Genomic DNA, 18,424 nt, shown 5'->3' with positions numbered 1-18,424 from the left:
GGCGGGCATGATTCCCGAGCTGTTACCGACGGCGCTGGCCTTCTATCGCGCCCCGGGGCAGTACGCGCAGTTGCGCGATGCACGGGTGCCCCTGCCGGCGGGGGTGACCGAACTGCTGGCGGCCCACGCTCACGCCCTGGCCCCGGAGCAGATCGACGACACCGCCGCGCGCCTCGGCAGTAGCCCGCAGGAGTGCCACGCCGCGGTCATCTTTTTTATCAAGCAGGCCCTGCTGGAAGCCCGCGGTGACTACTACCGCACCCTCGGGGTGGCTCGCGATGCCGACAGCGCGCTGATCCGCCAGCATTACCACTACCTGATCCGCCTGTTTCACCCGGACCGCGACCTGGACAGTGAGGGCTGGGAAACGCTCTATGCCCCGGCGATCAACGAAGCCTGGAACCAGCTCCGCACCCCGGCCAAACGCGGCAGCTACGACGCCGGCCTGCCACCGCCGGATGCCTTCGACGCAGTATTGGCTCGGGGCAGGGAAGCCAACAGCGGCACCGCTGCCACGGCGCGAGCATCCGCGGCAGGTGCCCGGACGGCCGCGCGGCCTTTGGCCGGCATCCTCGCGGGCCTGTCGCCGCGCCTGGTGCTGGGTCTGCTGTTCGGCCTGCCGCTGCTGCTGGTGCTGCTGTGGCTGATCGCCAAACCCGCTCCGCAGGAGCTGCGGATAGCGGATCGCGAACCGGCGCTGGGGGCGTCCGGGAAAGCGGACACCAGGCAAACGCGACCGATAACGGAGGCCGATCGGCTCCCGGGCGTTGAGGGTACAGCCGCGGGGCAGGGGGGAGACACTTCGGCGCGCTCTGCCCCCGCCACCCGAACCGCCCCCCGCCGCGCCACCAGCGCCGAACTGGAACAGCGGGTGCGTGAGCGCCTGGCCACTGCTACCAGCGCGGTACGGGGGCCCGGAGCGGCGACGCGGCCCCGGCGGCAGGCGGGGCAGCCGGCAGCAAGCACAGCCGCGGAACCGATTGTGCGGACTCCCGAGGATACCCGGCAGTCGTCCTTGCCCGAGTCAAAGGCCGGTGAATCAGTGGTCGCTGCGGCCAAGGCCAAGTCCGCAGCGCTGCCGCGGCTGGCGCAGTTTTCCGAGACCGTGTCTGAGCCAGCGCCCGGGCCCAGGTCGGACCCGGACCCGGGGCCAGCACCCTTAAGCGAACCCAATCCCGGGCTAGAGTTCGAAACGGTCGCGGTAGCAGAGCCCGCACCCGAAGCCGAATCCGTGCCCGCATCACAAGCCGCAATCGCGCCAGCGGTTGGGCAGCCCCCGGCAATCCAGGAGGAGCTCCATTCATCCCCAGCCCCAGCCCCGGGCCTGCCTGCCCTGGACGGCGCCCAGCTAGGCGCGGTGGTGGCGGCCTTCGCCCGCAGCTACGAAGCCGGCGATGCCCAGCATTTCAGCGCCCTGTTCGCGGAAAACGCGGACACCTCCGATGCCCGCGGCCGGGCTGCAATCCGCGATCTCTACAGCGGCTTTTTCGCCCGCCCGGAAACCCGGGAGATACGCTTCGGCCAGATGCTGTGGGAGTACCACAGCCCGTTCCACAGCCGCGGTACCGGTCCCGCCCGGGTCACCACTGTTCCGCTCGACGGCGGCGAGCCCGCCAGCGGCGAGTTGATGATCACCCTGGAGGTCGAGCAGACTCCGGCCGGACCCGCCATCGTTGCGCTGTACTACCACTGAGAGCACCACCAGGAGATCCACTTGCCCGACGCACAGTCCTACCGCCCGCAACCTACGCCGCCCGCCGCTGAGGCGCCGCGGCACGCCCTGCCGGTCTGGCGTGGCGCGCTGCTGGTACTGGCGTTATTGCTGGCCTGGCAGGTCGTGGCGATCAACATGGCCGAGCATCACCTGGAGCAGGCTGCCGCCGGTGACCGCGACGCGGTCGAGCGCGCGCTCTGGTGGCGCCCGGATAACCCCCGGGCCCAGGCCCTCATGGGCCGCTGGCTGATCCGTGACGGTGAGTGGGCCGCCGCCGAAAGCTGGCTGCAGCGGGCGGTAGAGGGCAACCCGGCGGACGCCCGGCCGCTGGTGGACCTCGCCAGCTTGCGCGCCCGGCAGGGCGAACAGGCGCTGGCGGATGACATGATGGACGCTGCCCATCGCCTGATGCCGGTGGACCCGCGGGTGCAGCGCGCCATCGGTGCCTACTGGCTGGAACGCGGCGAAGTGAAGCGCGGTATCGCGCATCTCGCCACCGCCCTGTCCGGGGACCGCAGCCTGGCCGCCGACGTATTCCCGCTGCTATTGCTGGCGGCGGAGACTCCCGAGCTGCAGTCCGCTCTGGCGCCGTACACTCGTGAGCCGCCGGGTTGGTGGCAGGCCTTTATCCGTCATGTGGCCCGGGATGCGGCCAGCGCCGATACCCTGGGCACATTGGTCGGCATGCGCCAGACAGCGGCCGTAGCTCCCCTGGAAGCCTGGGAGCGGGAAGCCTGGCTGCAGCGCCTGCGCCGCGATGGCCAGGTCGGCGAGGCTTATTTGCAGTGGGTCAACGGCCTCGACGCGGGAGCGCTGCAGGAGCTCGGGTACGTGTTCAACGGCAGCTTCGAGCGACCCCTGGCCAACAGCGGCTTCGGCTGGTTCAGCAGCACCCCGCGCAATGCCGGCTTCAGCATCGCCACCGGCACCACCTATGGCGTGGTCGGCCAGCGGGCCCTGCGGGTAACGTTCAGCGGCAAGCGGGCGCGCTTCAACCACCTCTATCAGCAGGTATTCCTCGGCCCCGGTGAATACACCGTGTCCGGCCTGGCGCGCCCCGACGGCCTGCAGGCCCGGCGCGGCCTGCAGTGGCGCCTGCATTGCAGCAGCGGCGGCAACCAACTGCTGGGGGAGAGCGAACTGCTGCTCGGCAGCGGCGACTGGCGCCGCTTCGAATTCAATGTCGCAGTGCCCGCCGACTGCCCCGGGCAGATCCTGCGCCTGTACTCCGCCGGCAATCGCGAGGTCGACCACGAGTTCAATGGCGGCATCTGGTTTGACGACCTGCGCCTGGTGCTGGCCAACTGAGCCCTTGACCGACTTCGCTTGCAGCCCGCGAGGGTTTCGGGGAGAATGCTGCGCTTGGTGACCCGGGTGGTCCCCTCGCAATGCCAGGTAGCAAACCCCGCCAGGCCCGGAAGGGAGCAACGGTAGTTACTGATGCGTGTGCCGGGGTGTGGCTGCTCGGGTTGCCTCTATCCCCAAAAGTGGACCTGACCCTTTATATTCGGTGGGCGGAGCCGGAAAATGTACCTGACCCCTTTTCCGGGTTGGTGTATCCTCTACGCTTTTCCGCAAGGCCGCTGTTTAATGTCCTATCAGGTTCTCGCCCGCAAGTGGCGCCCCCGCCGTTTCAGTGAAATGGTCGGCCAGGAACACGTTTTGCAGGCGCTGGTTAACGCCCTGGACCACGACCGCCTGCACCATGCCTACCTGTTTACCGGCACTCGCGGCGTCGGCAAGACCACCATCGCCCGTATTCTCGCCAAGAGCCTCAATTGCGAAACCGGCGTCAGCTCCGAGCCCTGCGGTACCTGCAGTTCCTGCACCGAGATCGCCGAGGGCCGCAGCGTGGACCTGCTGGAAGTCGACGCCGCCTCCCGCACCAAGGTGGAGGATACCCGCGACCTGCTGGAAAACGTGCAGTACGCGCCCACCCGCTCGCGCTACAAGGTGTACCTGATCGACGAGGTACACATGCTCTCCAACAGCAGTTTCAACGCGCTGCTGAAAACCCTGGAAGAGCCACCGCCGCACGTAAAATTTCTGCTCGCGACCACGGATCCGCAGAAACTGCCAGCCACGGTGCTGTCGCGCTGCCTGCAGTTCAACCTGAAAAACATGGTGCCGGAGCAGATCGCCGGCCACCTGGGCCAGGTGCTGGAGGCGGAGATGATCCGCTTCGAGGAACCGGCCCTGTGGCTGCTCGGCCGCGCCGCGGATGGCAGCATGCGCGACGCCCTGAGCCTCACCGACCAGGCCATCGCCTTCGGCTCCGGCAGCATCACCGAAGCCGGAGTGCGCAGCATGCTGGGCACCGTAGACATGAGCTTTGTCTACCAGTTGCTCGACGCCCTCGCGGCGGGAGAGCCGGCGACGCTGCTGGAAACCGTGGCGCACATGGCCGAACACGCGCCGGATTTTGAATCCAGCCTTGAGGAGATGCAGTCGCTGCTGCACCGGATCACCGTGGCCCAGGTGCTGCCCGAATTGCGCGACAACAGCCGCGGCGACGCCGAGCGCATCGAGGCGCTGGCGGGCAAGCTGACCGCGGAAGATGTCCAGCTGTTCTACCAGATGGCCCTGAACGGCAAACGCGACCTGCCCCACGCCGCGGACCCCCGCAGCGGCTTTGAAATGACCCTGCTGCGGATGCTGGCCTTCCGCCCGGCGCTGTTGCCGGATTCCGGCGCTGGCGGGAGTAATGAGTCTTCCGCCGAACGCTCGGACTCGGGTTCGGAAAAAGGGGTCAGGTCCACTTTCGCGCCGGCTGAGCGCGCGACAGTCGGCGAGGGTGCGGCGAAACCAGACCCGACCCCCGCAGCCTCCACTGAGCCCGCGCCAGCCGGGCCCGCACCACAAGCCCAACCCGCACCGCCGGCCGCAACAACATCAGCCCACCATGAAAATGGGGTCAGGTCCACCTTTGCACCGCCGGCCGCAGCAACCCCAGCCCCCCGCATCGACCGCGCCACCGCGCCGCAAATGGTGGCGCCCGAAGACTGGCCGGACCTGCTGGCGAAGCTGGGGCTCGCGGGCATCGTGCAGAACATCGCCTCCCACTGCGTCCTGCAGGCCCAGCAGGGCAGCGACTTCCAATTCGTGCTGGACGACACCAACCTGGCCCTGTTCAACCCCGGCCACGCCGACCGCATCCGCCTGGCGCTGCAGAACTACTTCGACACCCCGGTGTCAGTTTCCATAGAGCCCGGCCGCCCGCAGCTGGAAACCCCCGCTCAGCGCAGCGCGCGCAGGGCCGCGGAGCGGCAGTTGGAGGCGGAGCAGGCCATCGAGCACGATCCGCTGCTACAGCAGCTGATCCAGCGCTTTGACGGCGAGCTGGACCGCGCCTCAATTACCCCCCTGGATTCCTGAGGAGACGACATGAAAGGCATCAACGACCTGATGCAGCAGGCCCAGAAAATGCAGGCCGACATGCAGCAAGCACAAGAGGAACTGGCCAAGGCCGAGGTTAACGGCGAGGCCGCCGCGGGCCTGGTAACCGTGACCATGACCGGTCGCCACGACGTCAAGCGCGTACACATCGACGACAGTGTGCTCAGCGAGCCGAAAGAGGTGCTCGAGGATTTGCTGGCGGCCGCGGTCAACGACGCGGTGCGCAAGGTCGAGGCCCACAACAAGGAGGCCACGGCCGGGCTGGCCTCGGGCATGAACCTGCCCCCCGGCTTCAAGATGCCCTTCTGACCTCTTTCATTGCAGGAACAGCATGAAATTCAGCCCCGCCCTCAGTAACCTGATGGACGCCCTGCGCTGCCTGCCCGGCGTCGGCCCCAAGTCCGCCCAGCGCATGACCCTGCACCTGCTGGAACGCGACCGCGATGGCGCCCTGGCCCTGGCCGATGCACTGCAGACCGCGGTGGACCGGGTCGACCACTGCAGCCGCTGCCGCAATTTCACCGAGCTGGAGGTCTGCGAAATCTGCGGCGATCCGCGCCGGGACCATCACACCATCTGCGTGTTGGAAACCCCCGGCGATGTGCTGGCGGTGGAGCAGAGCGGCAGCTACCGCGGCCTGTACTTTGTTCTTATGGGGCACCTGTCGCCGATCGACGGTATCGGACCGAAGGAAATCGGCCTCGACCGCTTCCAGGCCCGGGTGGTGGAAGAGGGCATCACCGAGGTGATCCTGGCCACCAATCCCACGGTGGAGGGCGAGGCCACCGCCTACTACCTGTCGGACATGCTGCTGCCGCGGGGGGTCCGCGTGTCGCGCATCGCTCACGGAGTACCCCTCGGCGGGGAACTGGAATACGTCGACGGTAACACCCTGGCCCACGCGTTCACGGGTCGCCGGCAGATGGCACAGGAGTCCTGAGCGTGGAATGGAAACTGATTGCTAGCGACGACGCCCTGGCGGCCCTGCTGGCCGAGCATGCAGGTGCCGAGGCGGTGGCGGTGGACACCGAATTCATGCGCACGAACACGTTTTACCCCGAGGTGGCGCTGGTGCAGCTCTGCTTCGGTGACAAGGCCTGGCTGGTGGACCCGCTGCCGCTGACCGACCTGACGCCGCTGCGGGCGCTGCTGCAGGATCCGCGCACAGTAAAAGTGCTGCACTCCGCCAGCGAGGACCTCGAGGTGTTCGACCGCTGGCTGGGCGTATTGCCGGAGCCGCTGTTCGACACCCAGCGCGCCGCCGCCCTGGTCAACCACGGCTTCGGCATGGGCTACCGCGCCCTGGTGCTGGACTTTGAGGGGGTTGACCTGCCCAAGGGCGAGACCCGCTCGGACTGGCTGCAGCGCCCGCTGACTGAATCCCAGTGCGAATATGCCGCCCAGGACGTGGCCCACCTGCTGCCGGTGTGGCGCAAGCTGCAGAACATGTGCGTGGAGCAGAGCAAACTGGACTGGGTGCTGGCCGACGGCGCCGACGCCCTCGCGGCGTTTCGCACCGAAAACCCCAACTTTGCCCAACGGATCAAGTCGGGCTGGAAGCTGGACCGGCGCGCCACCGCGCGCCTCTACGCCCTCTGTGCCTGGCGCGAGGAAACCGCGCGCAAGCGCAACAAGCCCCGGGGCTGGGTGATCGACGACAACGCCTGCCTGGTGCTGGCCGAGGCGGACCCGGATAGCCCTGCGGCGATCGAGCGCAGCGCCTGCCTCAGCGCAGGCAGCCTACGCCGCGACGGCGAGACCCTGCTGGCCCTGCTGGCGGCGCAGCGGGAGCGGCCGGAGTCCGAGCTGCCGCCGCGCCTGCCGCAGCCGCTGGAGGCGCCGCAACGCAAGCAGCTGCAGGCACTCAAGAGCCGGGCGAAAAAAATCGCCGCGCAACTGGGCGTGGCGCCTGAGGCGCTGTTGCAGGCGAAGGACTATGAGACCCTGCTGCGCCAGCAGTTGGGCGAGGAGCTGCCCGATCCTCCCGCCTGGAGCGGCTGGCGCGCGGAGCGGGTCATTGCGCCCCTGCGCCAGGCTCTGGAGCAGGCGGTGTGAGGCGCATCTGCCAGATTTTCCGCAGCCCGCGCAAGCCGGAAATGTACCTGTACGTGGACAAGGCAGATGGCCTGCTGCAGGTGCCGGAAACTCTGCTGGCCCAGTTCGGCGAGCCACACCCGGTGATGGTGCTGGCGCTGGATGCCAGCCGCAAGCTGGCCCGGGTCCAGGCTGCGGAGGTGCTGGCAAAAATCGACAGCCAGGGCTTTTTCCTGCAGATGCCGCCCACCGACGCGGAACTGCTGCGGCGCGAGGGTGAGCGTGCCCAGAATCGCGCCGATGATTGACTGGTGGCAGCAACCGCTGGCGGCGCTGACCGACGCGCAGTGGGAAGCGCTGTGCGACGGCTGCGGCCGCTGCTGCCTGCACAAGCTGCAGGACGAGGACAGCGGCGAGGTGTTCTACACCCGGGTCAGCTGCCGCTATCTGGATACGGACAGCTGCCGCTGCACCCAGTACCCCCGCCGCAGTGCACTGGTCGCGGACTGCGTCACTCTGACCCCCGACAACTTCGAGGCCCTGGAGTGGCTGCCCACCACCTGCGCCTACCGCCTGCGGGCCCGTGGGGAGCCCCTGCGGGAGTGGCACCCGCTGGTGTCCGGGGACCCGGACTCGGTGCACCGCGCCGGCATATCCGTGCGCGGGCGCGCCCTGTCGGAAGACCATGTGCACCCCGACAGCCATGAGGAACACATAGTACACTGGGTCGAGGAGGACAATTGATGCTGCAGGATCAGAGCTATCTGGTCGCACTGGCGGTCTACGCCGGCTCGGCGCTGTTGGCGCTCGGCGCCATGTTCTATTGGCTGCGGCGCAGCTGGCGGCCGCTCTGGCGCTGGCTGCTGCTGCTGACCGGGCTGGCCCTACTGCTCACTCCGGCCTATCCTTATGCAGGGGCCGACACCCTGGCGCCGGCGCTGGTTGTCGCCGCCTTCCAGCTGCTCACGGTCGGGCCGGAGGCTGCCCAGCACGCCCTGCGGCCCCTCGTCGCTGCGCTGGTGTTGGCCCTGGTACTGACACTGCTGCTGCGTATCACTTTCCTGCGCAAACCCCGGGTCGCCACTGGGCCCTGAAAGGAGGATTCACCATGCTCAAGATGAGCACGAGATTACCCGTTCTGTTCGCTGTGGGACTGTTGCTGCTGGCGGTTCTGCTGCCCGCCGCCAGGCTCCACGCCCAGGCACCGCTGGGTCCGCAACCGGACCTGCGGCTGCTGATCGACATCTCCGGCAGCATGAAGGAGTCGGACCCCGACAACCTGCGCGGCCCGGCCCTGGAACTGATCGTGCGCCTGTTGCCGGAGGGTGCCCGCGCCGGGGTCTGGATCTTCGGCGAAGAGGTCGAGCAGATCGTGCCCCACGCCACGGTCAATACGGCCTGGCGGGAGCAGGCCCTGGAGGCGGTGGCGCGGATCGACAACTCGGGCCAGCGCACCAACATTCCCGCAGCACTGGCCGCGGCGACCTACGACCTGGGCAGCCTGAGCTCCGACTACCGCACCAGCATCGTGCTGTTGACCGACGGCAAGGTGGACGTATCGCCCTCGCCCATGGCCAACGCCGCCGCAGCGCGGGAGCTGCTGGCGGAGACCGCCCCCGACCTGGGCGCCACCGGGATTCCGGTGCACACCATCGCGCTGTCGGATGAAGCCGACTGGACCTTTCTGCGGGCGCTGGCGGACAGCACCGCGGGCATTGCGGAGAAAGCGCAGAACGCCGGGGAACTGACCGGTATCTTTGTCCAGTCCCTGGAAATGGTGGCACCGTCGGCGCGGGTGCCGGTGGTGGGCAACATTTTCCTGATCGACGAAAGTGTCGAGGAGTTCACCGCCCTGGTGTTCTTTGACGAGCCCGCCGCTGATGTCACCCTCACCAGCCCCGGCGGCAGCGAGTACCACCCGGATGAGGCGCGCGACGGCGTCGAGTGGTTCCGCAGCGGCCAGTTCGCACTGGTGACAGTAGACAGCCCGGAGCGGGGCGCCTGGACCCTGGCGGTGCCGGACGGCGCCAGCAGCCGGGTGTCGGTAATTTCGGACCTGCAACTGGAAGTCGACCCGCTGCCCAACAGCCTGCCCGCAGGCCGGGTCACCGAGCTGGGGATCCGCCTGCGCGACAGCGGCGAGGTGATCAACAGCGAGGAGGTGATGCAGCTCTTCGAGATCAGCGTGCTGATTACCGGCCCGGAGGACTTCAGCGAGACCATTGATGTCACCGGCAGCTATCCGCTGCCCGCCACCGGCGAGTACCGGGTGACCATTCCGGCCTTCGAAGAGAGTGGCCGCTATCAGCTGCTGGTGGAGCTGAAGGGCGAGACCCTGGATCGGGAACTGCCGCTGTATGTGGAGGTGATCGCGCCCAGCGCCGCGCCCACCATCAGCACCCGGCCGCCAGAGATTCCCGAGGAAGACCTCAAGGGCCCGGCCCTGAGCCTGGCGGCAATCCTGCTGCTTGCGATCATCATCGGCGCGGTCGTGTACTGGCGCCGCCGCCAACGCAAGCTGGCGATCTGGCAGCGCCGCTTCGAGCAGAACCGGGACACGCCCGCCGACCCCGCGGTGAGTGGCATGCACGCGGACGCGGACGCAGATCACGACAAAGCGCCTTGATTCGCGCGGCGGCCATCGCTACCCTTGGCCGCTTTCTTTTTGCCTGCTGATGGACTGACTATGAAATTTGAGGGAACAGAACGCTACGTTGCCACGGACGACCTGCGCATGGCGGTCAACGCCGCCGTGACCCTGCAGCGGCCGCTGCTGATCAAGGGCGAGCCCGGCACCGGCAAGACCATGCTCGCGGAAGAAGTGGCCCTGGGCCTGGGCAAGCGCCTGATCCAGTGGCACATCAAGTCCACCACCAAGGCCCAGCAGGGCCTGTACGAGTACGACGCCGTCTCCCGCCTGCGCGACTCCCAGCTCGGCGACGCCAAGGTCCAGGACATTGCCAACTACATCAAGAAGGGCAAGCTGTGGGAGGCCTTCGATTCCGAGGAGCAGGTGGTGCTGCTGATCGACGAGGTGGACAAGGCGGACATCGAGTTTCCCAACGACCTGCTGGTGGAACTGGACCGGATGGAGTTCTTCGTCTACGAAACCGGCGAGACCATCAAGGCGAAACAGCGCCCGATCATCATCATCACCAGCAACAACGAGAAGGAGCTGCCGGACGCCTTCCTGCGGCGCTGCTTCTTCCACTTCATCAACTTCCCCGATCGCGAGACCATGCGCAAGATCATCGACGTGCACCACCCGGGCATTGCCCAGGCCCTGGTACAGGAAGCGATGGAGGTGTTCTTCGACTTGCGCTCGATTCCCGGGTTGAAGAAGAAGCCCTCCACCTCGGAGCTGATCGACTGGCTGAAGCTGATCCTGGCCGACGACATCCCCGACGAGGTACTGAAGAACCGCGACGCCAGCAAGGCCATCCCGCCCCTGTACGGCGCCCTGTTGAAGAACGAGCAGGACGTGCACCTGCTGGAGCGGCTGGCCTTCATGCACCGCCGGGAAACCCGCTAGCCCCATGCTGGTCAATTTTTTCCACGGCCTGCGTGACGCCGGCATTCCGGTCACCACCCGGGAGCTGCTGGACCTGCTGGCGGGCATGAAAGAGCACGTCGCCTTCGGCTCCATCGACGAGTTCTACTATTTCAGCCGCACCTGCCTGGTGAAGGACGAGAAGTACTTCGACCGCTTCGACCGCGCCTTCGGCCTGCATTTCAAGGATCTGGAAGCGCTGGACGATGTGATCGAGGCGATGATCCCCGACGATTGGCTGCGTGCGGAGTTCATGAAACAGCTCTCCGAAGAGGACCGGAAAAAGATCGAATCCCTGGGTGGGCTGGAAAAGCTGATCGAGGAGTTCAAGAAACGCCTGGAGGAGCAGAAGGAGCGCCACCAGGGCGGCAGCAAGTGGATCGGCACCGGCGGCACCTCACCCTTCGGCCAGCAGGGCTACCACCCCGAGGGTATCCGGGTCGGCCCCAACGGCGGCAATCGCAAGGCGGTGAAGGTCTGGGACAAGCGGGAATTCCGCAACCTCGATGACAGCGTGGAACTGGGCACCCGCAACATCAAGGTGGCCCTGCGGCGGCTGCGCAAGTTCGCCCGCACCGGCGCCGCCGACGAACTGGACCTGGACGACACCATCCGCTCCACCGCCCGCAACGCGGGCCTTCTGGACATCAAGATGGTGCCCGAGCGGCACAACGCGGTGAAGGTGCTGCTGTTCTTCGACGTCGGCGGTTCCATGGACCCGCACGTGCGCGTCTGCCAGGAGCTGTTCTCGGCGGCGCGCACCGAGTTCAAGCACATGGAGTATTTCTACTTCCACAACTTCATCTACGAGAGCGTGTGGCGCAACAACGTGCGCCGGCACAACGAGCGTATGCCGCTGCTGGACGTGATGCACAAATACAGCCACGACTACAAGGTGATCTTCGTCGGCGACGCGGCCATGTCCCCCTATGAGATCGCCCAGCCCGGCGGCTCGGTGGAGCACTGGAACGAGGAGTCTGGCGAGGTGTGGATGCGGCGTCTGCGCCAGACCTACGAGAAAGTGATCTGGATCAACCCGGTGCCGCAGGAGGAGTGGGAGTACACCCAGTCCACCGCCATGACCCACAAGCTGGTGGAAGGGCACATGTATCCGCTGACCCTGCGCGGCCTGGAAGAGGCGATGGGCTATTTGTCAAAGTAGCCGGTGAAGGCGCGCAGGCCGCAAGCCCGTTCCGCTGCAAGCGTCGAAAATCTAGCTGGCCAACGAGCCGGCGAAGGCGATCAGGCTGGCGGTTACCGCCACGTTGAGCGACTCCACCCCGTTGCGCATGGGAATCGCCAGGGCCAGGTCGGCCAGGGCGTCGGTGGCGGCGGACACACCCTCGGTTTCATTGCCCAGCACGTAGACGCAGTGCCCGCCCGGCCGGTGGCCGAACAGGCTCTCGGCGGCGTCCGCGCGCAGGCTGCAGATGCTGAACCCCGCGCTCTTGCAGGCGCCCAGCGCTCCGGGCAGCTCCTCACAGGCCAGCAGCGGCGCGCGGTACACGGTGCCGGCACTGGCCTTGATCACCAGCGGCCCCAGCGCCGCGTTGCCGCGCTTCGCCAACACAATGCCATCGATCTGCCCGGCGGCGGCGGAGCGGATGATCATGCCCAGGTTCTGCGGGTTGGTGATGCCGTCCAGGGCCAGCAGCCGCTGGGTCGGCGCCGCCGGCAGGTTCCCCAGGTAGTCCTCCAGACGCTGGAAGGCGGGGCAGAGGATATCCGCCGCCACGCCCTGGTCCTGGCGCCCGTTGCGCGAGATTCGCGCCAGCTCCGCCCGGGCGTGGTAGCGGGGTTCAACCCCGCGCCGCTGTGCTGCCCGCAGGATTTCTGCCAGCACGCCGCCGTCGCGGTTGCTGTCGGCAATGTGCAGGGCGTGAATGCTGAGGGCGGGATCGAGCAGGGCTTCCAGTACCGGCTTGCGCCCGTAGACGGTGAGCACGCGGTCAAAGAACGCCTTGCGCGCGGCGTAGTCGCTGCCGGTGGTCAAGTGTTCAGACGCCGCTGTGTTCGTGGCCGCTGGCGAGCCGGGTGACCTTGTCCGCGGACTGCTTCATGCGCCCGGCGATGTCCTCGATCTGGGCCCCGGTAATCGGTGCGGCCATGGAGCCGGCGACAAAACACATCACCGGTACCTGGCGGTAGACGAACACCGGCACCGCGATGGTGCTGACATCGTAGCGTGCCTTGGGATCGATCCGGTCCAGGTGGTAGTGCTCGAGGCAGGCATCCTGCTGATATTTGTTGGTCGCTTCCTCCAGCTCCTCCAGGCTCCAGGACTGGTGGATGCGGGTGAGCTCCCGGGTCAGCTCTTCCTCGGCCCTGGTCTTCAGGGTGACCTCGAAACCCCGGGCGCGAATGGCGATCACCGAGACCCGCAGCTTCTGGTCCAGGCGCTCGTTGTAGCCACCGCGGGATTCGTGCGCCCGGGTCAGCCAGGCTTCAAGCTGCTTGGCCGGGGAAAAGGCGGTAAAACAGGCGGCGATTGGCGCTGTGTTGGGCAGGCGCAGGCCGAGCTGGAAGGAGTCCATCAGCGGCGTGGCGTTGCCGTACAGGGCCAGCAACACCTGGTGCAGCTTGGAGCGGGCGGTGACCGCGAAGCCCAGGCTCAGGTCGCTGTTCAGGCTCTCCAACTCCGGCCGCGCGTACTCCAGCACCGGAAACTGTGCAAAGGCGGCGTTGCCCGCGGCTATAATGGAGGGTCCCAGGCGATAGGCCTTGGTTTTCGGGTGCTGGACCAGGAAGCCATAATTGGACATGGTGGTGAGGATGGCGTGGCAGGTGGCCTTGTTCAGGTTCAGGCGCCGGGTCATCTCGGTCAGGCCGAAGGCCTGCTGCGGGTTGGCCATCAACAGGTCGAGAATGGCCAGGGCGCGGGCGGTCGGTTGGGAAAACAGTGCCACGTCAGGTACTCCAGGCTTTGCTATTATGCGGTTCAGAATACTGTACCGCTTGATCATAACCTCCGGTCGGTAACGACCGCAATGCCATGGGTCCCGCCGGTGATCACACGCGATGGGCATTAAACAACAGGGAGCGCGTCGGTGCCAGAGCTTTGTCAGGACCAGCCAATCTTGTACGGGACCAGTGCCTGCCACCTCTGCGAGCAGGCCGAGTCCCTGCTGCAGCAGGCGACTCGCGAGGGCCTGGCCGGGGACTTCATCAAGGTGGATATCAGCGATTCAGACGATCTGTTTGCGCGCTATGGTTTGCGCATTCCGGTGCTCAAGCGTCGCGACGGGGCGGAACTGGGCTGGCCCTTCGGCGCCGCGGAGCTGGCGGCGTTTTTAACTGAGCCACAGCGGCAGGCCTGAAGCGCTGACACCGCGGCACCGGGGCGCCGGGCCGCCGGGCCACCGGGGCGGGAGCTAGCTTTTGGTCTTGCAGGCGCCGACCCGCACTGCCAGCACGTCACAGCTGGCGCCGTGCAGCACGCCATTGGCGGTAGAACCCATCAACAGGGCCAGACCGTAGCGGCCGTGGCTGCCGACCACAATGAGGTCGGCGCCGATCTCCTCGGCCTTGCTGTGAATTTCCACTTCCGGCCGGCCGAGCACGATGTGCTGGCGCTCCGGGGGGATACCGTACTGCTCGCCGAAACGGGTCAGTTGCTGGGCCGCCTGTTGATGGATTTCGTCCTGGATGCCGGAGAAGTCCATCGGAATGTCACCGCCGTAGGCAAAGCTCAAAGGCTCGATAACGTGGATCAGGTGCAGCTCGGCACCGGAGTCGGCCGCCAGCCCTTGCGCCCGGTCGGCCACCGGAGCGGAGTCCTCGCTCAGGTCGACGGCGATAATCAGTTTCTTGTAATTGGTCATTTACAAACCCCCACAGCGTGCCAGAGAAATCAGGTGCTGTTATAGCATACAATGCCGTGCAGGCCATGTGTTACTGACAGCCTGCCGCGGCAACCGCCGCCTACTTTATCCGCATCTTTGATTTGAGTCAGGCCCCCCTTGCCAGAATACCTGCTGATCGCCTTTATCGTTGTCGTCGCGCTGGCTCCGCTGACCCACTTCCTGCCCAGCAAACGCCAGCGGCGGCAGGCTGCCTTGCGCGAGGCGGCGGCCCTGGGAGGGCTTTTCGTCGAGTTTCGCTCCCTGCCGGGTGCGGCGGCGGGCAGGGTGCCCCAGGCGCAGCAGGACGTCATTTACTATGGGCGCCGGCTGGCGCCGTCAAAGGGGCGCGGCAGCCGCCGCGGAGCCTGGCTGCAGCGGGACGGCGAGTGGCGCTCGGTCGGTGCCGGGCCCCGCCTGCCACTGCCGGAGCCGCTGCAGGCCGGCGCCGCGGATATCCTCGGCGCCAGCGTCGATGAAGGCAGTTGCGGGGTGTACTGGCAAGAACAGGGCGATACGGCTACCGTAGGGGAGATCCGCGACATTCTGCTGGCCTGGGCGCAACAGATTCCTTGACCCGGGCGGGCTGGACCCTTATATATGCCACCTTTTCAGTCCGTTGGCAGTCCGCGCGGGAAACGCCATCAGCGACACACAGGAATTTATGGGTAAATCACTGGTCATCGTAGAGTCGCCTGCCAAGGCGAAAACCATCAACAAGTACCTGGGGCCGGATTTTATCGTCAAATCCAGCATCGGCCATATTCGCGACCTGCCCACCGCCGGCAGCGCCGAGCCGGTGGATCCCAAGGAGCGCGCGGCCCAGGCGGCCATTACCCGCAAGTTGTCCCCGGAAGACAAAGCCGTACATCGCAAGAAAAAATCCCGGGAGCAGCTGGTGCGGCGCATGGGCATCGACCCGGAGCACGGCTGGAAGGCCTCCTACCAGATCCTGCCCGGCAAGGAAAAGGTGGTGGCCGAACTGCGCAAGCTGGCGGCCAGCAGCGATGCCATCTATCTCGCGACCGACCTTGACCGGGAGGGGGAGGCCATCGCCTGGCACCTGCGCGAAGCGATCGGCGGCGACGACTCCCGCTACCAGCGGGTGGTGTTCAACGAAATTACCAAGAAGGCGATCGGCGAAGCCTTCGAGCACCCCTCGCATCTCGACCAGAACCGGGTCAATGCCCAGCAGGCCCGGCGCTTCCTCGACCGGGTGGTCGGCTACATGGTGTCGCCGCTGCTCTGGGCCAAGGTCGCCCGGGGGCTGTCCGCGGGCCGTGTGCAGTCGGTGGCGGTGCGGCTGATCGTGGAGCGGGAGCGGGAAATCCGCGCCTTTATCCCGGAAGAGTACTGGGAAGTCCACGCCGACCTGCTGCCGAAGGGCGAGGACAGCGTGCGCTTCCAGGTCCGCAAGCACCGCGGCGAGACCTTCCGCCCGGACAACGAGGCGGCCACCCGGGCGGCCACCGCGGAGCTGGAGCAGTTGCCCTACGCAGTCAGCCAGCGGGAGGACAAACCGACCCGCTCCAAGGCGCCGGCGCCGTTCATCACCTCGACCCTGCAGCAGGCCGCCAGCACCCGCCTCGGGTTCACCGTGAAGAAGACCATGATGATGGCCCAGCGCCTGTACGAGGCCGGCTACATCACCTATATGCGTACCGACTCCACCAACCTGAGCAATGAGGCGGTGGCTGCCTGCCGCGAATATATCGGCGCCAATTTCCCCGCCCCCTACCTGCCCGAGCACCCCAACCGCTACAGCAGCAAGGAAGGCGCCCAGGAGGCCCACGAGGCGATCCGTCCGTCGGATGTCAATGTCCTGCAGTCGGGCCTGCAGGGTATGGAGCGCGACGCCGAGCGCCTCTACGAAATGATCTGGCGCCAGTTCGTGGCCTGCCAGATGACACCCGCGGAATATACCGCCACCACCATCACCGTCACTGCCGGCGACTACGAGCTGGCGGCCAAGGGCCGGATCATCCGCTTCGACGGCTACACCCGGGTCCAGGGCGCCGGCGGCCGCAAGGGCGAGGACGAGGTCCTGCCGGATATCCAGCAGGGCGACAGCCTCACCCTGCAGGCGCTGGATCCGGCGCAGCACTTCACCAAGCCCTCACCGCGCTACGGCGAAGCCAGCCTGGTACGGGAGCTGGAGAAGCGCGGCATTGGCCGGCCCTCCACCTACGCCTCGATCATCTCCACCATCCAGGACCGCGGCTATGTGCGCCTGGAGAACAAGCGCTTCTACGCCGAGAAAATGGGCGACATCGTCACCGAGCGCCTGCAGAACAGCTTCCAGGAATTGCTCGACTACGGCTTCACCGCGAGCATGGAGGAGCGTCTGGACGAAGTCGCCCAGGGTGGGCTGGACTGGCGCGAGCTGCTGGACAACTTCTATGCCGACTTTCGCCAGCTGCTGGACAAGGCCGAGGAGCCGGAACCGGCCGGCATGCAGCCCAACGAACCCACGCCCACGGACATCCCCTGCGGCAAGTGCGGGCGCCCGATGCAGATCCGCACCGCCAGTACCGGCGTGTTCCTCGGTTGCTCCGGCTACGCGCTGCCACCCAAGGAGCGCTGCAAGAACACCATCAACCTGACCCCGGGCGATGAGGCCATCCGCGAGGACGCCGACGACGAAGCGGAGTCGCGGCTGCTGCGCAGCAAGCACCGCTGCAAGCTGTGCAACGCCGCCATGGACAGTTACCTGATCGACGAGCAGCGCAAGCTACACGTCTGCGGCAACAATCCGGACTGCCCGGGCTACGAGGTGGAGCAGGGCAAGTTCAAGATCAAGGGCTACGACGGTCCGGTGCTGGAGTGCGACAAATGCGGCGCCGAGATGCAGCTCAAGACCGGCCGCTTCGGCAAGTATTTCGGCTGTACCGCAGAGGACTGCAAGAATACCCGCAAGCTGCTGCGCAGCGGCGAGGCAGCGCCGCCGAAGATGGACCCGGTGCCAATGCCGGAGCTCGCCTGCGACAAGGTCGAGGACCACTATGTGTTGCGCGACGGCGCCGCGGGCCTGTTCCTGGCCGCCAGCCAGTTTCCCCGCAATCGCGAGACCCGGGCGCCGTTCGTCGACGAGGTGTTGCCGCACAAGAGCGAGATCGACCCCAAGTACACTTTCCTGTTCAGCGCCCCGGTGGCCGACCCCGACGGCAATCGCAGCCAGATACGCTACAGCCGCAAGGCGGGCGAGCAGTATGTGATGACCGAGGCGGAGGGCAAGCCCACCGGCTGGCGCGCAGTGTATCGCGGCGGCGCCTGGCAGGCGGAGGAGGGCAAGGCCAGTGCACCCGCGGGGAAGAAAGCCCCCGCGCGCAAAAAGAAGGCGCCCGCGAGCAAGAAGAAGGCACCCGCGAGCAAGAACAAAGAGCCGGCCCCGAAACGCAAGGCCGCACGCGAGGAGTCATGAGCTCACCCCGCGGCCAGGCCAACCACCGGCTGTACCTGGCCAGGCTGCTGCTGGCGGCCTGGCGCCGGGACCTCGCCGCCGAGGATATCCCCGCCAGCGTCCTCGCCCAGGCCTTTGGGCCTGCGGTACGCAGCCACCTGCTGGACGCCTACGGCTGGTTCCTGCTGGACTTGCAGCAGCCGGCCCAGCTTCCGGCCACACCGCCCCACAGCGTTACCGCACTGCCGCCGGTGGCTCCGGGCAAGGCGGTGCCGGCGGAAATCGCGGAATTTGCCCAACTGGAGCAGCAGGGCTGGCTGGCGGAACTGTTACAGGAGCCGGGGGCAGAACAGCACCGGCGCAGCGCTGCCAGCCTGGCGGCCCCTGCGGCCCACCTGCTGGATCCAGACAGCCTGCAAGCCCAGGCGCAGCTGCTGGACGATGCCTTCGCCCGCATGGGCGACTTTCTGGACGAGTGCTGACAAAATGGA

General features: G+C 66.9%; 19 protein-coding genes and 1 other RNA gene. 17 read left to right on the top strand and 3 right to left on the bottom strand.

The window, feature by feature from the left end; genetic code table 11:
- Positions 1–7: 7 nt before the first annotated feature.
- The 13 genes from Q6D67_RS12030 to Q6D67_RS11970 all read left to right on the top strand — a co-directional run bounded on the left by Q6D67_RS12030 (position 8) and on the right by Q6D67_RS11970 (position 11,856).
- A complete protein-coding gene (locus tag Q6D67_RS12030) occupies positions 8–1,693 on the top strand; it encodes a DnaJ domain-containing protein (protein WP_304705853.1) in 1,686 nt (561 codons plus the stop codon).
- A 21-nt stretch (positions 1,694–1,714) separates the two neighbouring features.
- Positions 1,715–3,022 (top strand): hypothetical protein, encoded by a 1,308-nt coding sequence (locus tag Q6D67_RS12025; RefSeq protein WP_304705852.1) that lies wholly within the window; start codon positions 1,715–1,717, stop codon positions 3,020–3,022.
- Positions 3,023–3,086: 64 nt separating this feature from the next.
- An RNA gene (gene ffs, locus Q6D67_RS12020) (signal recognition particle sRNA small type) lies at positions 3,087–3,183 on the top strand.
- Positions 3,184–3,304: 121 nt separating this feature from the next.
- Positions 3,305–5,089, top strand: coding sequence for a DNA polymerase III subunit gamma/tau (gene dnaX, locus Q6D67_RS12015; RefSeq protein ID WP_304705851.1), 1,785 nt, complete (start codon positions 3,305–3,307; stop codon positions 5,087–5,089).
- Positions 5,090–5,098: 9 nt separating this feature from the next.
- Entirely contained in the window at positions 5,099–5,419 is a 321-nt protein-coding gene (locus tag Q6D67_RS12010; RefSeq protein WP_304705850.1) for a YbaB/EbfC family nucleoid-associated protein, read from the top strand.
- Positions 5,420–5,441: 22 nt separating this feature from the next.
- Positions 5,442–6,050, top strand: a complete 609-nt coding sequence (recR, locus tag Q6D67_RS12005; protein ID WP_304705849.1) for a recombination mediator RecR — start codon at positions 5,442–5,444, stop codon at positions 6,048–6,050.
- 2 nt (positions 6,051–6,052) lie between these two features.
- Positions 6,053–7,165: a ribonuclease D gene (gene rnd, locus Q6D67_RS12000; protein WP_304705848.1), complete on the top strand. Its 1,113-nt coding sequence runs from the start codon at positions 6,053–6,055 to the stop codon at positions 7,163–7,165.
- Positions 7,162–7,452, top strand: a complete 291-nt coding sequence (locus tag Q6D67_RS11995; protein WP_304705847.1) for a YcgL domain-containing protein — start codon at positions 7,162–7,164, stop codon at positions 7,450–7,452. The genes rnd and Q6D67_RS11995 overlap by 4 nt, the downstream gene beginning before the upstream one ends.
- A complete protein-coding gene (locus Q6D67_RS11990; RefSeq protein WP_304705899.1) occupies positions 7,445–7,888 on the top strand; it encodes a YcgN family cysteine cluster protein in 444 nt (147 codons plus the stop codon). Before Q6D67_RS11995 ends, Q6D67_RS11990 begins: the two co-directional genes overlap by 8 nt.
- On the top strand, positions 7,888–8,238 hold the full coding sequence (locus Q6D67_RS11985; RefSeq protein WP_304705846.1) for a hypothetical protein: 351 nt from the start codon (positions 7,888–7,890) through the stop codon (positions 8,236–8,238). The genes Q6D67_RS11990 and Q6D67_RS11985 overlap by 1 nt, the downstream gene beginning before the upstream one ends.
- A gap of 14 nt (positions 8,239–8,252) precedes the next feature.
- Complete coding sequence (locus Q6D67_RS11980) at positions 8,253–9,770, top strand: vWA domain-containing protein (protein WP_304705845.1); 1,518 nt, start codon at positions 8,253–8,255, stop codon at positions 9,768–9,770.
- A 60-nt stretch (positions 9,771–9,830) separates the two neighbouring features.
- The gene (locus Q6D67_RS11975; RefSeq protein ID WP_304705844.1) at positions 9,831–10,676 is read left to right on the top strand and encodes a MoxR family ATPase; all 846 of its coding nucleotides are present in this window, start codon (positions 9,831–9,833) and stop codon (positions 10,674–10,676) included.
- A gap of 4 nt (positions 10,677–10,680) precedes the next feature.
- Positions 10,681–11,856 (top strand): VWA domain-containing protein, encoded by a 1,176-nt coding sequence (locus tag Q6D67_RS11970; protein ID WP_304705843.1) that lies wholly within the window; start codon positions 10,681–10,683, stop codon positions 11,854–11,856.
- A 51-nt stretch (positions 11,857–11,907) separates the two neighbouring features.
- Here the strand turns inward: Q6D67_RS11970 and Q6D67_RS11965 are convergent, their stop codons facing one another.
- Both Q6D67_RS11965 and Q6D67_RS11960 read right to left on the bottom strand, forming a co-directional pair.
- The gene (locus Q6D67_RS11965; protein WP_304705842.1) at positions 11,908–12,687 is read right to left on the bottom strand and encodes an RNA methyltransferase; all 780 of its coding nucleotides are present in this window, start codon (positions 12,685–12,687) and stop codon (positions 11,908–11,910) included.
- 4 nt (positions 12,688–12,691) lie between these two features.
- On the bottom strand, positions 12,692–13,600 hold the full coding sequence (locus tag Q6D67_RS11960; protein ID WP_304705841.1) for an IclR family transcriptional regulator: 909 nt from the start codon (positions 13,598–13,600) through the stop codon (positions 12,692–12,694).
- 171 nt (positions 13,601–13,771) lie between these two features.
- Here Q6D67_RS11960 and Q6D67_RS11955 point away from each other — a divergent pair, with 171 nt between their 5' ends.
- Positions 13,772–14,011, top strand: a complete 240-nt coding sequence (locus Q6D67_RS11955) for a glutaredoxin family protein (RefSeq protein WP_370551956.1) — start codon at positions 13,772–13,774, stop codon at positions 14,009–14,011.
- Positions 14,012–14,065: 54 nt separating this feature from the next.
- Here Q6D67_RS11955 and Q6D67_RS11950 read toward each other — a convergent pair whose 3' ends face one another.
- Positions 14,066–14,515 carry a universal stress protein gene (locus Q6D67_RS11950; RefSeq protein WP_304705840.1) on the bottom strand — a complete coding sequence of 150 codons (450 nt, stop codon included), beginning with the start codon at positions 14,513–14,515 and terminating at the stop codon, positions 14,066–14,068.
- Between the two features lie 138 nt (positions 14,516–14,653).
- Between Q6D67_RS11950 and Q6D67_RS11945 the strand changes: the two genes are divergently transcribed.
- From Q6D67_RS11945 to Q6D67_RS11935, 3 genes are all read left to right on the top strand, one after another.
- Positions 14,654–15,109 carry a hypothetical protein gene (locus Q6D67_RS11945; protein ID WP_304705839.1) on the top strand — a complete coding sequence of 152 codons (456 nt, stop codon included), beginning with the start codon at positions 14,654–14,656 and terminating at the stop codon, positions 15,107–15,109.
- A gap of 88 nt (positions 15,110–15,197) precedes the next feature.
- The gene (gene topA / locus Q6D67_RS11940) at positions 15,198–17,954 is read left to right on the top strand and encodes a type I DNA topoisomerase (protein ID WP_304705838.1); all 2,757 of its coding nucleotides are present in this window, start codon (positions 15,198–15,200) and stop codon (positions 17,952–17,954) included.
- The gene (locus Q6D67_RS11935; RefSeq protein WP_304705837.1) at positions 17,951–18,415 is read left to right on the top strand and encodes a DUF6586 family protein; all 465 of its coding nucleotides are present in this window, start codon (positions 17,951–17,953) and stop codon (positions 18,413–18,415) included. The genes topA and Q6D67_RS11935 overlap by 4 nt, the downstream gene beginning before the upstream one ends.
- Positions 18,416–18,424: the final 9 nt, after the last annotated feature.

Origin of the sequence: Haliea sp. E1-2-M8, from assembly GCF_030649675.1 — a bacterium.
Classification (GTDB): Bacteria; Pseudomonadota; Gammaproteobacteria; order Pseudomonadales; family Halieaceae; genus Haliea.
Note: the sequence above shows the minus strand (reverse complement) of the source record. Positions and strands in the feature narration are given on the sequence as shown.

Bases quoted from the DNA above. Each gene is read 5' to 3' on its own strand.
- Q6D67_RS12030 (WP_304705853.1), top strand. From the start codon at position 8: ATGATTCCCGAGCTGTTACCGACGGCGCTGGCCTTCTATCGCGCCCCG.
- dnaX (WP_304705851.1), top strand. From the start codon at position 3,305: ATGTCCTATCAGGTTCTCGCCCGCAAGTGGCGCCCCCGCCGTTTCAGT.
- Q6D67_RS12010 (WP_304705850.1), top strand. From the start codon at position 5,099: ATGAAAGGCATCAACGACCTGATGCAGCAGGCCCAGAAAATGCAGGCC.
- recR (WP_304705849.1), top strand. From the start codon at position 5,442: ATGAAATTCAGCCCCGCCCTCAGTAACCTGATGGACGCCCTGCGCTGC.
- Q6D67_RS11990 (WP_304705899.1), top strand. From the start codon at position 7,445: ATGATTGACTGGTGGCAGCAACCGCTGGCGGCGCTGACCGACGCGCAG.
- Q6D67_RS11985 (WP_304705846.1), top strand. From the start codon at position 7,888: ATGCTGCAGGATCAGAGCTATCTGGTCGCACTGGCGGTCTACGCCGGC.
- Q6D67_RS11980 (WP_304705845.1), top strand. From the start codon at position 8,253: ATGCTCAAGATGAGCACGAGATTACCCGTTCTGTTCGCTGTGGGACTG.
- Q6D67_RS11975 (WP_304705844.1), top strand. From the start codon at position 9,831: ATGAAATTTGAGGGAACAGAACGCTACGTTGCCACGGACGACCTGCGC.
- Q6D67_RS11970 (WP_304705843.1), top strand. From the start codon at position 10,681: ATGCTGGTCAATTTTTTCCACGGCCTGCGTGACGCCGGCATTCCGGTC.
- Q6D67_RS11950 (WP_304705840.1), bottom strand. From the start codon at position 14,515: ATGACCAATTACAAGAAACTGATTATCGCCGTCGACCTGAGCGAGGAC.
- topA (WP_304705838.1), top strand. From the start codon at position 15,198: ATGGGTAAATCACTGGTCATCGTAGAGTCGCCTGCCAAGGCGAAAACC.
- Q6D67_RS11935 (WP_304705837.1), top strand. From the start codon at position 17,951: ATGAGCTCACCCCGCGGCCAGGCCAACCACCGGCTGTACCTGGCCAGG.